A 14,289-nucleotide genomic window follows, 5' to 3' on the forward strand; every position below is an offset into this window, starting at 1 on the left:
CGAGGCGCCGGGCCTGACGCTGAGCACCGTGCGCAACACCGCCGTCAACCTGCGCGACGAGCTCGAGGCGGGCAAGGTCGACCTGGCGATCGGCCTGCTGCCGCAGCTCAAGGCCGGCTTCTTCCAGCGCCGCCTGTTCACGCAGCGCTATGTGTGCCTGATGCGGCGCGGCCACCGGCTCGACAAGCGGCGCATGACGCTGGCGGAGTTCAGCAGTGCAGAACACCTCGTCGTGATCTCCGCGGGCACCGGCCACGGCCAGGTCGACGAACTGCTGCAGCGCCAGGGCATCGCCCGCCAGGTGCGGCTGACCGTGCCGCATTTCGTCGGCGTCGGCCACATCCTGCAGGGCACGGAGCTCATCGCCACCGTGCCCGAGCGCCTGGCCGACAGCCTCGTCGAACCGTTCGGGCTGTGCAAGGTGGCCCATCCAGCCAAGCTGCCGGAGGTGGCGATCAACGTCTTCTGGCACGCCCGCTACCACCGCGCGCCAGCCAGCCAGTGGCTGCGCCAGCAGGTCATCGCGCTGTTCGGCGATGCGCCGGCGCGATCGAAACCCGCGCAGACAGGGGCTCGCCCGATGGGTTGACGTGGCGCAACGCCACGCTGCGCCCACCTGCTACTTTTTGGCTCTGCGCGCGATGTCGTGCGCAGGCCAGGCGGGCAACGACCCGCAGCAGGGGGAGTGATGGCGATCCGTGTCTGGAACCTGGCCCCCGGGCTGACGAGTGCGTTGTTCGGAATCGCCGCCTGGGCGCAACCCTTGCCCGCGTGGGCCGCCTGCGTTCCCGCCGGCGTCGCGACGGCACCGGTGCCGCTGATGTTCAGCATGTCCATGCCCTGGAACCTGCTGACCGACACCTTCTGCGCCCTGCCCGCTGCGGCGCCGAAGGCCTTCGTGCTGTCCGTGCCGCGCGGGGCCGGCAGCCGCCGCCCGCAAGTCATCCTCAACGAAGGAACGCTGAACGTGCGCGTCGCGTCCGGGGTGGCGAGCCGCAGCGTCTCGCTGACGCTGGACGGTGGCGACGACGCTGCCGACACGACCAGCGTGGCCGCACGTGCCGTCGGCATCGACGGCCGCGGCGTTGCGGACTGGATCGGCAACACCGGCACGGTGTCGGTGCTCGCCAGCGCGTCGGTGAAGAACTTCGACGCCGAACTGAACCTGGCCGACCTGTCGCATGGCGACACGAGCATCGGCGTGAGTTCGCGCGCGGTCGGCATCGACGCCGACGGCGGCGGTGCCAAGGGCCACGGCAAGGGCCATGGTCATGGCACCGGCGCCATCGTGAACAGCGGCACCGTCTCGGCACGTGCCACGTCGACGGTGGGCAGCGTCGACATCGAACTCAATGCGCTGGATGCAGCAACGGGTGATTCGCGCGTCGCCATCGATGCGACGGCGATCGGCCTGCGCGGCGGCCGCGACACCGGCCGCATCGACAACCAGGGCGCGGTCCACGCGACCGCCACCGCCACGCTGCGCGAGGTCGGCGTGACCGCGACCCTGCTCGACGCCACCGTCCTCGACGGCAGCGGCAAGGACGCGCCGAGCCTGCCGAGCAGCGTGGAGGCCAGCGCCGTCGGCATCGACGCGACACGCAGTCGCGACACGGTCGACCTGCGCCACAGCGGCACGCTGCGCGCCACGGCCACGGCCGACGCGCACTCGACGCTCGTCTCGGTGTCCTCCGAAGGCCTGCCCGACCTGAGCTGGAGCCTGCCGCTGCGCGGCGAGCCGGCCGAGTTCAGCGTCGGCAGCCTGAGCCGGGCGATCGGCATCGTCAGCGGCAGCAGCGGCGACCGGCTCACTCTCACTGGCGACATCGTCGCGGCGGCCAGCTCGACGGCAACGCAGGAGAGCGTCAACGTCGGCATCGCGGTGTTCGACCTCAAGCTGCCGACGCTGGCGCGCGACCTTGCGGATGCCGGCACCACCGCCCGCGCCGAAGCGACCGGCGTGGACAGCGGGCAGGGCAACGACCGGCTGTCCGTCAGCGGCACGGTGGACGCCTCGGCCGTCTCGAAGGCCTCGGCGACGACGGTGTCGGTCGACATCGCCGAGCTGTCGGTCGACCTGCTCCCGGGCGTGCCGAGCATCCCGTTCGGCGTGTCGCTGGTGGTGACCGACACCGCCACCGAAGCGCGCACGACGACCACCGCCATCACCGCCGGCAGCGGCGACGACCTGCTGGCCAACCGCGGCACCGTGCGCAGCGATGCCCGCGCCGAGAGCGGCTCGACGAGCGTTGCCGCGGGCCTGAACATGGCCTACGGCAAGGGCGACAACACCTTCGCGGTCGACCTGATCGCCGCGCGTGCGGTGAGCGATGCCGGCGCCGACGCCGTCGGCCTGGACACCGGCGCCGGGCGCGACAGCCTGCGCCACGACGGCCGCGCCACCGTCAACGCCACGGCCGATGCGCATGCGGTGGCGGCGATCGTCGACGTGGCCGGCACCCTGAAGGGCAAGGGCGGCGCCGTGAGCGGCGCGCTGACCGACACCTCGGCGATCGGCACGGCACGCGCGAGCGGGCTGCAGGCCGGCGATGGCGACGACGCGATCGCCAGCACGGGCCGGCTCGACGTCGGCGCCATCGCCGACGTCAACGCCGTCAGCGTCTCCAGCACGATCGGCATCGTCCAGCAGGGGCTGGTGGCCGGCGCCACGTTGTCGCGCTCGGCATCGACCGCCACCGCCACCGCCATCGGCATCGATGGCGGCGCCGGCCACGACCTGATCGCCCAGTCCGGCCCGCTGACCGCCCGTGCCGAGGCCGATGCCGACGCGGTGTCGGTGTCGGTGACGATCGCCGGCACGGCCAAGGGCATCGAAGGCGGCGCGGCGCTTGCCGATGCCCACACCACCGCCAGCGCCACGGCCGTCGGGATCCGCACGGGTGGCGAGACGGTCGGGTCCGGACACGACAAGGACGGCCGGGCTGTCCACGACAACCGCAAGGGCGCGAACACCGGTTGCCATCCCTGCGCGCCCGAGGCCGGCGTGATCAATACCGGCACGATCGCCGTCGATGCCGATGCGAACGCCGATGCGGTGGGCGTGGGCGCGAAGATCGGCGTGGCCAAGACCGGCGTCGCGCTGGGCGCAGCCCTGGCGCGCACCGGCAGCACCTCGACGAGCAGCGCGATCGGCATCCAGGCCGACGCGCGCGACGACACGATCGTCAACGCCGGCCGCATCGGCCTGCGCAGCGGGGCCGATGGCGACGCGGTGAGCGTCTCGCTCACCGTCGAAGGCACGGCCAGCGGGCTGGCGGCTGGTGCCGCGCTCGCCGATGCGAGCGTGACCGCCACCGCCGGCGCCTCCGGCATCGCGGCCGGCGCCGGCGACGACCGGATCGCCAACACGGGCTCGATCGCCAGCTCGACGGTGGCCGCCAGCGCCACGGCGGTGAGCGTGGCACCGAGCGTGCTGATCGCCAAGCAGGGCGCGGCGCTCGGCGCCGCCCTGGCCGACACCAGCGCCAGCGCGACCACGGCCGTTGCCGGCATCGACGGCGGCGAGGGCCGCGACGAGCTGAACAACGAGGGCAGCATCACGCTGCGCAACGCCAAGGCGCAGGCCGAGGCGGTCGGCGTGTCGCTGCAGATCGCCGTGGCCAAGGAGGGCCTGGCGGCCGGCGCCGGGCTGGCGCGCAGCGACAGCGACGCCGCGCTCTCGGCCACTGGGCTGGGCGGCGGCGCCGGCGACGACCTGCTCGTCAACAGTGGCACGGTCACGCTGCGGCAACTCGGCGCCCGCGCCGACGCGGTCAGCGTCGCGGCGGTGCTGTCCGGCGCCAAGGACGGCGTGGCGCTCGGTGCGGCGCTGGTCGATGCCGACGCGAGCGCCACGCTCTCCGCCAGCGGGCTCGCGGGCGGCGACGGCCGCGACATCCTGGCCAACCGCGGCGCGATCCGCATCGACGGTCTGGGCGCCGATGCCGACGCGACCGGCGTCAGCGTCGGCTTCACCTTCGCCCTGCAAGGCCTGGCGGCCGGCGCGGCGCTGGCCGAGACCGGCGCCCGCGCGCTGGCGACGGTGCGTGGCATCGACGGCGGCAGCGGCGGCGACCTGCTGCTCAACGAAGGCACGCTGGCGCTGTCGAACCTGCGTGCGGATGCCGATGCGGTGAGTGTCTCGGCGAAGCTCGCCGGGGCGCAGGACGGCGTGGCCCTCGCTGCCGGCCTGGCCGATGCGAGCGGCAGTGCCAGCGTGGCGGCGCGTGCGATCGACGGCGGCAGCGGCAACGACCGGATCGTCAATCGCAGCGCGCTGACGGCGACCGGCGTCGCCGCCGACGCCAATGCGGCCGGCATCTCGGTGGCGCTGGCCGGCGTCAATGCCGGCGTGGCGGCGGGCGTGAGCCTTGCCGATACCAGTGCCACCGCGCGGGCCGAGGCCAAGGGAATGGACGGTGGCGACGGCCACGACAGCCTGTGGAACCACAGCGGGATCACGCTGACGCAGGTGACGGCGGACGCCGATGCGGTCAGCGTCGGGGTCACGCTCAATGCGGCCTTGAGCGGCGGGGTGGCCGGCGGGGCGGCGCTCGGCCGCGCGCAGGGCCGCGCCTCGGCACGTGCCACCGGCATGGACGGCGGTGCGGGCGACGACGGCCTGGTCAACAAGGGTCGCATCACCATCGACGGCGTCGTGGCCGACACCGATGCGGTCGGCGTGTCGGCGCAGCTCGGCGTGACGAACGCCGGCGTTGCCATCGGTGCGGCGCTGGTCGACACCGCCGCCACGGCGCGCGCCGAGGCGCGCGGCCTGGACGGCGGGACGGGCGACGACCACCTGCTCAACGACGGCGAGATCACGCTGCGCAACGTGAAGGCGCAGGCCGATGCGGTGAGCGTCGGCGTGACCGTCAATGCCGCGCTCTCGGCGGGCGTGGCTGCGGGTGTCGCGTTGACCGACGGCAGCGGCACCGCCCATGTTCGGGCGGACGGGCTGTCGGGCGGCGACGGCCGCGACACGCTGGTCAACACCGGCAAGATCAGGATCGAGAGCGCGCTGGCCGATGCGAAGGCCGCTGGCGTGTCGGTGACGCTCAATGCCTCGCTGGCCGGTGTGGCGGCCGGCGCGGCCCTCGCCGACACCCGCGCGACGGCGGTCACCGAGGTGGCGGGCCTGGCCGGCGGTGCCGGCGACGACATCGTCTACGGCGACGACAGCGTCGACGTGACAGGCCAGGCGAAGGCCGGCGCACTCAGCCTGGCGCTGCAGATCAGCGGCGCGGTCGGCGTGGCCGGCGGCGCGACCATCACCGACGCGAGCAGCACGGCCACGTCCACCGTGATGGGCCTCGACGGCGGCGCGGGGCGCGACGCCATCGTCAACGCGGGGACGGTGAAGGCCAGTTCCACCGCCGCCGCCGAGTCGACCGCGATCTCGCTGGGCATCAGCGTCGGCGTGGGCGGCGATGCGACGCTGGCCGATGCCCGTTCGTCGGCCACCGCCACCGCGGTCGGCTTGCACGACAGCGCCGGTGCGCCCGATGCGGTCTGCGGCCGTGGTGGCCACGACGGCAAGTCCGGTTGCCGAAGCGGCGACGACCATCACCCCGACGCGCCGGCGGATCTCGTCGACAACCGCGGCGCGGTGACGGCCAGCGCCACCGCCAGCGCCAAGGGCACCAGCATCGCCGGCAACCTGCGCGGCTTCGCGCTCGGCGAAACGAGCAACAGCTCGGCAGCGAGCGCCGCCGGCATCCTCACCCACGACAGCCGCGACCTCGTGCACAACGAAGGCACGATCACCACGACCAGCAGCGCCACCACGCAGGGCCTGAGCGTGGCAGTGACGCTGGGCGGCAAGGCGCTGGGGGACGCGAGCAGCACGGCCGCCGCGACCGGCATCGGCATCGACACCGGCGCCGGCAACGACCAGATCGCCAACCTGGCGGCGATCCGCGTCGATGCGCGCAGCAACGCCAGAGCCACGGCGGTCTCGGTCGGGCTGGTCGGCGTGGCCGAGGCGGACGCGGCGACGACGGCACTCGCCACCGCCCGCGGCATTGCCGGCGGCGAGGGCGACGACCGCATCCTTAACCAGTCCAGCGTCAACGCCAACGCCGGGCTGCCGGGTCAGCGCAAGGGCGACGGTGTGTGCAGCAGTGCGGCCGGCGGTGCCTGCGCCAAGGCCTCGACGGTCTCCGTCACGCTGGCCGGCTACGGCGAGGCGGACGCCGGCAGCACGGCAACGTCTGCGGCGGTGGGCCTGGACGGCGGCGCCGGGCGCGATGCGCTCGACAACCGCGGCGCAGTGACGGCCGGCGCGCTTGCGCGCGGCCGCGCCGACGGCGTTGCGGTGGCGGTATTCGGCGCCGCCGACGCCAGCGCCAGCAGCACGATCGCTGCTTCCGCCTCCGGCATGACGGGCGGGCTCGGCGACGACGCGCTGCACAACGCCGGCGCCGTGCGCGCCGAGGCCGCGGCCGAGAGCTTCACGCGCGGCTTTGCCGTCACGGTGGCCGGCAAGGCCGGCAGCGCGGGCAGCAGCGTGACGTCGGCGTCGGCGTTCGGCCTGGCCGGCGGCGATGGCCGCGACCGCATCGACAACGCCGCGGCCGGCACGCTGAACGTGCGGGCCGACACCCAGGCGACCGTGCAGAGCTCGTCGTGGACATTCGCCGGTGCCGCGGCCGCGCAGGCCACGCTCGGTGCGCAGACGCTCGCCACCGGCATCGCCGGCGGGGCAGGCGCCGACTGGATCGACAACGCTGGCAGCATCGGCGTGGTGACCGCCTCGACGCTGACGGCCAACGGCCGCGGCAGCGCGATCTTCGGCGGTGCCAAGGCTGGCTCGAAGATCAGCGCCGCCACCGTCGCCACCGGCATCGACGCCGGTGCGGACAACGACGTGGTGATCAACCGCGGACAGGCACTGGCCACGGCCGGCGCGAACATGCTGGCCCACACCGCGTCGGTCAGCTTCGCCGGCAGCGCTGCCACCACCGAGTTCGTCACCGCCGAGGCCGGTGCGACCGCGATCGCCGCCGGCGACGGCGCCGATGCCGTCTACAACGAGGGCAAGGCGCGTGCCGTCGTGACGGCGGTGGCGCAGACGGAGGGTTCGGCGTCGACCGACCTGGCCGGCAACGCACAGGCCAGCGGCACGGTGGCCGCCACGGCCACGGCACGCGGCATCGACGGCGGCCTGGGTGCCGGACTGGTGATCAACCGCGGCAGCGTCGGCGCGGAGGTGTCGGGTCAGTCCTGGGCCACCCACGGCTCGAACTCGGGCGTGTTCTTCAGCGACGCCGGCGTCGTGGCCAGCAGCAGTGCGCGGCTGGCGGCGGCCGGCATCACGCTGGGCGATGGCGACCACGGCGTGAAGAACGCCGGCACGGTCGCGGTGCTGGCGTCGACCGGCGCGGGCGATGCAGGGGCCGACGGCAGCAAGGAGGGCATCTACGCGCGAGCCAACGCCGAGGGCGGCGACTTCGACATCTTCACCGGCGACGGCGATGCGGCCGGCACCGCGACGGCCCGCGCCGAGATGACACTGGACGGCATCACCGTGGGAATCGGCCACAGTGTGGTGCGCAACGACGGGCGCATCAGCGTGCGCACCGGCGCCGACGGCGCGAGGGCGACCGCCTACGCCGACCCGAACGGCGGCGCCGTGACGGTCGATGGCGACGGCGCGGGCTGGGCCAGCAGCACGATGACCTCGACGGCGCGCGGCATCGCCGCCGCCGGCGGCCGCGTGCAGGTGGCCAACCTCGGTGACATCACGCTGGACGTGTCGCCAGCGGCCTCCAGCGTCGTCGATGCCGACGGTGGATCGTCCGGCGACACCGATGTCTTCCTCGACGCGCAGGTCAGCAGCCAGGCCCTGGGTATCGTGCTGGGCAGCGGCCGCCACGGCGTGCTCAACAGCGGCACGATCAGCGTGCGCAACGCCGCCAGCGCGAGCATCGACGGCGACGCCAACGGGCAGGGCGTCGACGGCGACGGGCGGGTCGGCTTCGGCATCGCGCTGTCGCAACAGCCGGGCCACGCGCGCGTCGATGCGGTCACCACCGGCATCGACGTCGGCGGCAGCGGCGCCTGGGTCGAGCAGCAGGGCAGCATCACGCTGAACGACGACGCGGCGGCCAGCGCGACGGCGCGGGCCGACTCCGATTTCACCGGCGATGCGAACGCCTTCGCGCGCAGCGGCATCGGTGCCGCGCTGTACGGGTTGCGCACCCGTGGCGCGCAGGGCTGGGTCAAGAACAGCGGCACGATCTCCCTGGCCACCGAACCCTCGGCGGGCAGCTACGCCAGCGGGCGCGCCTCGGGCAACGGCAGCCGCGCCTGGGGCACGGCCATCGCGCGCTCGGAGATCGACACGCGCCTGCGCGGCATCGCCGCCGAGGGGGCCGGCAGCCGGATCCTGAACACCGGCCGCATCGCGCTTGCCGCCGATCTGTCGACGAGTACGCGGGGCGAGGCCGAGTCCAACCTCGACGGCAACTCGCGCGCCGAAGCCACGGCCAGCGGTGTGCTGCGCGCCTACGGCATCGAGGCCGCGGGTGCCGCTGCCGTGGTCGAGCAGCGCGGCAGCATCGACCTGCGGCTCGCCGCCTCAGGCCAGGCCACGACCTGGTCGCGGGCCGACGGCGCGCTGGCCCGCACCCGGGCGATCGCCGAATCGCAGGCGCGCCTGGACGTGCAGGCGATCGGCCTGCGCGTGGCCGACGCGACCGGTGTGCTGATGCAGGCCGGCACCGTCACGGTGTCCAGCCGCGCCAGCACCAGCACGGTGACCGACACCGACGCACCGGGCCTGCCCAAGGGCGTGGAGAACAACTACAGCCTGGCGACCGCAACGGCCTACGGTCTGTCGGTCGGCACGACGCAGCCGCGGCTGCTGATTGCCAACAGCGGGGCCATGCGGGTCAGCGCCTCCAGCACCGCGCAGGCGGTGGCCGAGGGCAGCACCTACATGCACACCGAAGAGCTCGCGACGTCGCGCGCCTACGGTATCGCCACCGGCGGCACGGCGGACTTCACGCTGCGCAACGACGGCCGGATCACGGCCACGGCCTCGGCGTCCTCCGACTGGAACGACCTCGGCCAGGGGCCGATCGCCCAGGCCTTCGGCATCCGCAGCGGCAGCGGCAACGACACCGTCGTGCAGAACGGCAGCATCGTCGCGACGCAGCGCAGCAATGGCGTCGCGGCGCGCGGCACCGCGATCTCCACCGGCGCCGGCAACGACCTGGTGATGCTCGGCGACGGCTCGGTGACCGACGGCCGCATCGACCTCGGCAGCGGCCACGACACGCTGTCGCTCGAAGGCACGCCGGTGATCCGCGGCAGCATCAGCGGCGGCCTGGCGGCGTCGGCGTCGTCGCCGGGCTCGCTAACGCTGCAGTTGCTCAACAGCGGCCGCTTCGCGGGCGAGCTGCCGGGCAACATCACGGTCAAGGCCGGGCCCGGCACCTTCTCGCTGGCCACGCTGAAGGTGATGGACCGCATCGAGGTGCGCGATGGCACCCTCGCCCTGGACAGCGGCTACAGCTTCGCGGCGCACGGCAACTTCGTGGCCACGGTGCGCGGCGATGGCACGCACGGCCGCTTCCACGTGCGCGGCCAGGCCAGCCTGGCCGGCCGGATGACGGTCGTCGACGCGCGCGACGCCTTCGTCGACGGGACGACCTATGACGTGCTGACCGCCGACGGCGGCATCCGCGCCGGCACCGCCTTCGCGGCCATCGAGCTGCCGCAGCCGACGCGGTTGCTCAGCTTCGATGCGCAGCAATTGCGCGACCGCGTTCGCATCACCGCCGACGTGCAGAGCTACACCAGCGTGGCGAAAGACAAGGGCGAGCGGGCGATCGCACGGCAGCTCGACCGCATCGTGCCGCTGGCCACCGGCGAGTTGCGCTACACGCTCGGCGCGATCCAGCGGCTGTCCAGCGACAGCGAGTTCAGCGCCGCCTTCGACGCCCTCGACCCCGCGCTGCACCAGCGCCACAGCCGCGCCAGCCTGGGCGGCCCGCGCCGCCATGCGCAGACGCTGCACGACCGGATGTCGACGCTGCGCATCGGCACGCTGGCGGCGCCCGACGGGCCGCCGGCACGGCTGGCGCCTGGCGGCGGCGACGGCGCATCGTTCGGGCACGGCATGTGGAAGACCAGCTTCACCCAGCAGGGGCGGCAAGGCGTCGAGCACGATGTCGATGGCCTCGCGCTGGGCTTCGACCGGCGCATCGGGCAGACGCTGACCGCCGGCGTCAGCTTCGCGCGCGCCGACAACGAAGTCCGGCCGGGCGTGACCCGCGTGGGCCTCGACAGCGATCAGACCACGATCCGCTCCGGGCTGGCGGCCGTCTACGGCAGCTACTTCGATCGCCGCTGGCACCTCAGCGGCACGCTCTCGACGGGACGCAACGACTATCGGACGCAGCGCACGATCGTGGTCGGCCCGCTCGGCTCGGCGGCGAACAGCCAGCATCGCGGCACGCTGCTGGCTACCAGCCTCGAGGCGGGCTACCTGGTGCCGGCCGGCCGGGGCTGGCTCGACCCGTTCGTCAGCGTCCAGCACACGCAGCTGAAGGAACAGGGCTTCAGCGAGGCCGGCAGTGGGGCCGCCGGGCTGGTGATCGCGGCACGCAGCACCCGCGAGTTGCTGTCCACCCTGGGGATGCGCTGGTCGCAGATCTTCGAACGCGGCAACGGCGCGTTCGCGACACCCGAGCTCAGCCTCGGCTGGCTGCGCGACTTCAGCCCCGCGTCCCGCATCCACGCGTCGTATGTCGGCGCCCCGGGCGCCGGCTTCGCGATCGACGGCGAGCCGGTGCTCAGGAACGGCGCCGTGGTCGGGCTCGGCTTCAACTACCGCACGACGCGCGGCATGACCGGAGCGATCCGCTACAGCGGCGAGTTGCGCGGCGCCGACACGGCGCACAGCGTGATCGGCGAGTTCCGCTACGAGTTCTAGCCCGCACGGACACGCCGGTCGGCTCAGCGCCAGCCCGCGATCGTCACGCCCAGCCCGGCCTTGGTCTGGCGCAGGTTGTAGTCGATCAGGCTCTCGCCGTAGCCGCTGAACAGCTGCAGCTGGCCGTGCAGCGCGCCGGCAAGCGGGAACACGTAGTCGAGCTGCGCCGAGCCGCGCGAGCGCTGTCCGCCGCGCAGCGAGTGGCGCAGCTGCACCGACAGCGCATGCTCGCCCCAGTAGCGCGCCACGCGCAGCTCGGCGCGGCCGACGTAGTTGGAGATGTCGGGGTTGTCGTCGTCGTCGGTCGCTTCGGTGATGCGCTTCCACGGCCGCAGTTCGGCGACCCAGTCGTCGCGCTCGAAGGCCAGGCCGCCGATCACGCGGTTCCAGCTGCGCGACAACGGCAGCGCGCGGCCGTTGGACTGGTGGTTCAGCGACAGCGAGGCCATGCGCAGCTTCCAGCCCAGCACGCCGATGTCCAGCGGTGCGACCAGCATCACCTCGGGCTCGTAGTTGGTTTCGCGGAAGGGCCGCGAGTCGGCACCGTTGTAGAGCTGCCAGCGCGACGACTGCGTGTAGCCGCCCCACAGGCTGACCGGCGCACCGAACAGCGAGTGCGCGAACTTGGTCTTCAGGCTGATCTGGTACTTGGCCTCGACCGCCTTGAGCACCAGCGGATCGGACACGCTGTGCTCCGGCGCCGGCGAGCCGGGGCGGCGGTTGACCTGATCGGTCCAGGTGGCCGGCATCAGGTAGACCGGCTTGTAGGCGCGGGGGGCGAACAGGGCGCTGCGCTGGCCGTCGAGATCCCAGCGCGCGCTGAGCTGCGTGTCCGGATCGCCGCCGGGCATGACCGGCAAGGCGGGCGCCGAGGCGGGGCCTGCCGGCGCGGGCGGTGCGGCCGGCGCCGCGGGCTCGGGCCGGCCATGCAGCCGGTCGTAGCAGGCCAGCCGCGCGGCCGCGTCGGTCAGCACGACGCAGTCGGCGGCACTCGCCTGTGCGAAGCCGGTGACCGGCAGGGCGCCGCCCAGCGACGCAAGCACCACGACGGCGCGGACGGATCGGATCATCGGCTCGGTCTCCCTGCACAAGGAACGAAGGCCGCAGTATCCGGCAGGCGCCGCGGTCTTTGCCCGGCCCGCAGAATGCGCGCCCATGGACTCGCTCTCGCAGATCGCACTCGGTGCCGCCGTCGGCGTGGCGGTGATGGGCCGCCGCACGGCGGTGTGGAAGGCGGCGGTGTGGGGTGCGGTGGCCGGCACGCTGCCGGATCTCGACGTGCTGCTCGACCACGGCGACCCGATCCGCAACATGGTGCTGCACCGTGCCGAGACGCATGCACCGTTCTGGCTGACGCTGTTCTCGCTGCCTTTCGCACTGCTGGTGGCGAGGCTTTCCGGCGAGTGGGCACAGTGGAAGCGCTGGTGGCTGGCGATGTGGCTGGCGCTGGTGACGCACCCGCTGCTCGACGCGATGACGGTCTACGGCACGCAGCTCGCACTGCCGTTCTCCGACCACCCCTACGGCGTCGGCAGCGTCTTCATCATCGATCCGTTGTACACGCTGCCACTGCTGGCCGGCACCGGCTGGGCGCTGGCGAAGAAGGGCAGCGGGCGCGCCTTCAGTGCCAACGCGGCGGGGCTGCTGCTGAGCACGGCCTACCTCGGCTGGGGCGTGCTGGCGCAGGCGCAGGTCGAGCGCGTGGCGCGCGAGTCGCTGGCCGCGCAGGGCATCGCTGCCGAACGGCTGCTGGTCTCGCCGAGCGCGTTCAACTCGGTGCTGTGGCGGGTGATCGCGGTGGCGGGTGACGACTACCACGAGGGCTTCCGCTCGCTGCTCGATCGCGAGCCGACCATGAGCTTCGACCGCTTCCCGCGCGGCGCCGCGCTGGCCGCCGAACTGCCGGATCACGACGGCCTGCGCCGCATCGCCGCGTTCAGCAAGGGCTTCTACAAGCTGCAGCAGGAGGGCGACCGTGTGCTGCTGACCGACCTGCGCATGGGCCAGGAGCCGGCCTACATCTTCACCTTCGTGATCGCCCGGCGCGCCAGCGCGCCGGTGCCGCTGGCCGTGCCCGAGCAGGTCGGCGGCCGGCCCGACCTGGCCCGTGCGCTGCCGTGGCTGTGGCGGCGCGCGCTCGGCGAGCCGTTGCCGCCGCCGCGCTGACGGCCGCGCTTCCGGGCCGCGCGGGATGGCTCGCGCTGGTGCAGACTCGCGGCATGGCCCCGCACCAGCAGGTCCGCTTCGTCACCTCCGCCGACGGCACGCGCATCGCGGTGGCCTCGATCGGCAGCGGCGCGCCGCTGGTGCGTGCCGCGCACTGGCTCAGCCATGTCGAGCACGACCTTGGCAGCCCGGTGTGGCGGCCCTGGCTGGAGGCGCTGTCGACACATCACAACTACATCCGCTACGACCAGCGCGGTTGCGGCCTGTCCGATGCCGACGTGCTCGAGTACTCGCTCGATGCCTGGGTGGCCGACCTCGAGGCGGTGGTCGACGGCCTGGGCCTGCAGCGCTTCCCGTTGATCGGCATGTCGCAGGGCGGGGCGATCGCGGTGGCCTACGCGGCGCGCCACCCGCAGCGGGTCTCGCAGCTGGTGCTGATCGGTGCCTATGCGCGCGGCGTGCTGCGCCGCGACCCGAGCGAAGCCAAGCGGCTCGAGGCGGCCACCATGGTCAACCTGATCCGCGTCGGCTGGGGCAGCGACAACGACGCCTTCCGCCAGCTCTTCACCAGCCTGTTCATTCCCGACGGCACCCCGCAGCAGCACCAGTGGTGGACCGAGCTCGAGCGGCTGACCTCGAGCGCCGAGAATGCGGCGCGCATGCTCGAGACCTTCTACCAGGTCGACGTCAGCGACCTGGCACGGCAGCTGGACCTGCCGACCCTGGTGCTGCATGCGCGCGGCGATGCCCGTGTGCCCTACGAGGAGGGCCGCCGCCTGGCGGCGCTGATCCCGGGTGCGCGCTTCGTCACGCTGGACAGCCGCAACCACGTGCTGCTGGCCGGCGAACCGGCCTTCGACGCGCTGCTCGCCGAACTGCGCGGCTTCCTCGCGCCGGGCGCCGCGGCGGCGGTCGAATCGCTCGGCCTCACGCCCTCGGAGCGCGCGGTGCTCGAACTGGTCGCTCAGGGACTGGACAACCACCGCATCGCGCAGCAGCTCGGCAAGGGCGAGAAGACCGTGCGCAACCAGGTCTCGGCGATCTTCGCCAAGCTCGGCGTGCGCACGCGCGCCGAGGCGATCGTGCGCGCGCGCGAGGCCGGCGGGCCGCGCTGACGCTCCCACGATCTTGGGGGGCGCGGGACCGGTGTCCCGTGTCGCACGCCCTCTGCCGAGCCGCCG

General features: G+C 73.5%; 5 protein-coding genes. 4 read left to right on the top strand and 1 reads right to left on the bottom strand.

Translation table 11 applies throughout. The features are described from left to right. The coding region (locus AAG801_RS10540) for a LysR substrate-binding domain-containing protein (RefSeq protein WP_341888331.1) at positions 1–589 on the top strand (589 nt) is incomplete at its 5' end. Positions 590–688: 99 nt separating this feature from the next. Further along, entirely contained in the window at positions 689–10,942 is a 10,254-nt protein-coding gene (locus tag AAG801_RS10545; protein ID WP_341888332.1) for an autotransporter outer membrane beta-barrel domain-containing protein, read from the top strand. A 23-nt stretch (positions 10,943–10,965) separates the two neighbouring features. Here the strand turns inward: AAG801_RS10545 and AAG801_RS10550 are convergent, their stop codons facing one another. Next, positions 10,966–12,012, bottom strand: a complete 1,047-nt coding sequence (locus tag AAG801_RS10550; protein WP_341888333.1) for a phospholipase A — start codon at positions 12,010–12,012, stop codon at positions 10,966–10,968. An 85-nt stretch (positions 12,013–12,097) separates the two neighbouring features. On the opposite strand from AAG801_RS10550, the gene AAG801_RS10555 reads away from it, so the two are divergent. Both AAG801_RS10555 and AAG801_RS10560 read left to right on the top strand, forming a co-directional pair. Further along, positions 12,098–13,108, top strand: coding sequence for a metal-dependent hydrolase (locus AAG801_RS10555; RefSeq protein ID WP_341888334.1), 1,011 nt, complete (start codon positions 12,098–12,100; stop codon positions 13,106–13,108). A 53-nt stretch (positions 13,109–13,161) separates the two neighbouring features. Further along, the gene (locus AAG801_RS10560; RefSeq protein WP_341888335.1) at positions 13,162–14,223 is read left to right on the top strand and encodes an alpha/beta fold hydrolase; all 1,062 of its coding nucleotides are present in this window, start codon (positions 13,162–13,164) and stop codon (positions 14,221–14,223) included. Positions 14,224–14,289 lie beyond the last annotated feature (66 nt).

This window comes from Variovorax sp. YR752 (genome assembly GCF_943372545.1).

What these genes read in the sequence shown, in the direction of transcription:
- AAG801_RS10545 (WP_341888332.1), top strand. Translation starts at nt 689, where the DNA reads ATGGCGATCCGTGTCTGGAACCTGGCCCCCGGGCTGACGAGTGCGTTG.
- AAG801_RS10550 (WP_341888333.1), bottom strand. Translation starts at nt 12,012, where the DNA reads ATGATCCGATCCGTCCGCGCCGTCGTGGTGCTTGCGTCGCTGGGCGGC.
- AAG801_RS10555 (WP_341888334.1), top strand. Translation starts at nt 12,098, where the DNA reads ATGGACTCGCTCTCGCAGATCGCACTCGGTGCCGCCGTCGGCGTGGCG.
- AAG801_RS10560 (WP_341888335.1), top strand. Translation starts at nt 13,162, where the DNA reads ATGGCCCCGCACCAGCAGGTCCGCTTCGTCACCTCCGCCGACGGCACG.